Consider the following 1,822-nt stretch of genomic DNA (forward strand, 5'->3'; position numbering starts at 1 on the left):
ATCGCGCCGGAGGGCGTCCGCAGCACATGCGGGCGATAGCGGTCTGCGCGGCCGGGCGGGTGAGCGCGCGGGGGCGCAGCGCCATCGGGTAGGCGCCGCCGGCCAGCGCATATTGCATCAGCGTGCCGAAATCGGCGAAGCCCTCGCCGGCCGGGTTCCGGCCGATCCAGAATTCGTCCGGCCGCCGCGCGCCGGCGGGGTCGGCGGCGATGCCGCTCGCGGGCAGCGCGAAGCGGGCGTAGTCGGCGTGCTGGGCGTAGTTTCCGCCCGTCCAGCCGGTGAAGGCCGGGACGTCGAACCGGTAGGGAATGCCCTCGACATTGGTGACGGACAGGATCATCCGGTACGGGTCGGGCAGATAGGCGCGGCCGAACCCGTTGGGCGTTTCGCCATAGCGGACCATGTCCCGTGCGATCTCGTCGAGGCGCCGGCAGTTGAGCAGCGAGGCCGCAGTCCCGCCCGCGAGGTCGGACGGGTCGAGAAAGGCGAGGCCGTCGACCCGGTTGACCCAGACATCGAAGAGCGGATTGTCCGGCATCGCGGCGGTCGCCATCAGGGCGGCGAAATCGTCCGGCATCGGGTGATGGGCCTTGCGGGCGTAAAGGCCGAGAATCCCCGCCGTGATGCCGCCGCCCGAGCAGCCGGTGACGATCGGCAGGCGAACCCTGTGCGGCGGGTCGGTCGCCTCCCAGGCGTCGAGCAGTTCGACCAGCGCGTCGAGCGCGCCGGCGGTATAGGCGCCGGCCGAGACGGTGCCGCCGAGCACGAGGCCGAGTTCGAAGGTGCGTGGCGGCGGCGGCGGGCGCTCCAGGGGGAAATACCGGGCGAAGCCGGGCGGCGGGGCGGGCGCCGCCAACGGCGCGTCATCATCGTCCATCGAAGGATCCCCTTCAGCCGCCCGGCGGGGGCGGCTGCGCCATGTGTAACAAGTCGAAACGAAATTCGCCAGTCGCCGGAACGCATTTCGCCGGACCGCATTGTAACCCGATCGGACGACTGCGTTGCCCCTGATTCTGCTCTAGCCTGCGGGCATGACGACATCGAACGGAGGGCCGGTGATGAAGGCCGCAAGTCTCGATACCTCGGTGCAGCGGGCGCATGAGTGGCTGCATGAAATCGCCGGCGAACTCGGCTTCGACAACGAGCGGGCGGCCTATGCGGCGCTGCGGGCGACGCTGCACGCCGTGCGCGACCGGCTGCCGGTCGGGCTGGTGGCCCATTTCGGCGCCGAGATGCCGACCATCGTGCGCGGGGTCTATTACGAGGGCTGGCATCCGTCGCCGGAGCGCCTGCGCGCCGCGCACAATCGCGATTTCGCCGAGGCGTTGCGCGCCGAACTCGCCGGGCATGACGAGTTGCAGGATGTCGGGCGCGTCGCCGGCGCGGTGATCCGCGTGATCGAGCGGCGGATGGCGCCGGGGCAGCTCGCCCACGTGGTCGAGGCGCTGCCGCGCGGGGCGCGGGCATTGTGGGCGGCGGCGCAGGCCGCGCCGGGCTGAACCCCGCCGCCATGTTCCGCGACCGCGCCGATGCCGGGCGCCGCCTCGCGGCCCGGCTGCGCCACCTGCGGCACCGCCATCCCGTCGTGCTCGCCCTGCCGCGCGGGGGCCTGCCCGTCGGGTTCGAGGTGGCGGCGGACCTGGAGGCGCCGCTCGACATCGTCATCGTCCGCAAGATCGGCGCGCCGGACCAGAAGGAACTCGCCATCGGCGCCGTCGCCGAGGGCGATCCGCCGCTGGTGTATCTCGACGACGGGCTGATCCGCGCGCTGGCGGTGCCGGCGCGCTATGTCGAGGCCGAAACCGCGCGCCAGATCGAGGAG

2 protein-coding genes and 1 pseudogene are annotated in these 1,822 nt (G+C 72.3%); 2 read left to right on the forward strand and 1 reads right to left on the reverse strand.

Annotated features, from left to right (window positions below):
• A partial coding sequence (locus tag APM_RS12505; protein WP_007423743.1) for a patatin-like phospholipase family protein occupies positions 1 to 877 on the reverse strand: 877 nt, incomplete at its 3' end.
• Positions 878 to 1,058: 181 nt separating this feature from the next.
• On the opposite strand from APM_RS12505, the gene APM_RS12510 reads away from it, so the two are divergent.
• Positions 1,059 to 1,499: a DUF2267 domain-containing protein gene (locus APM_RS12510; protein WP_007423744.1), complete on the forward strand. Its 441-nt coding sequence runs from the start codon at positions 1,059 to 1,061 to the stop codon at positions 1,497 to 1,499.
• Positions 1,469 to 1,822: pseudogene (locus tag APM_RS12515) on the forward strand (phosphoribosyltransferase family protein); the annotation flags it as partial. The gene APM_RS12510 and the pseudogene APM_RS12515, both read left to right, overlap by 31 nt.

The organism is Acidiphilium sp. PM, assembly GCF_000219295.1.
GTDB lineage: Bacteria > Pseudomonadota > Alphaproteobacteria > Acetobacterales > Acetobacteraceae > Acidiphilium > Acidiphilium multivorum.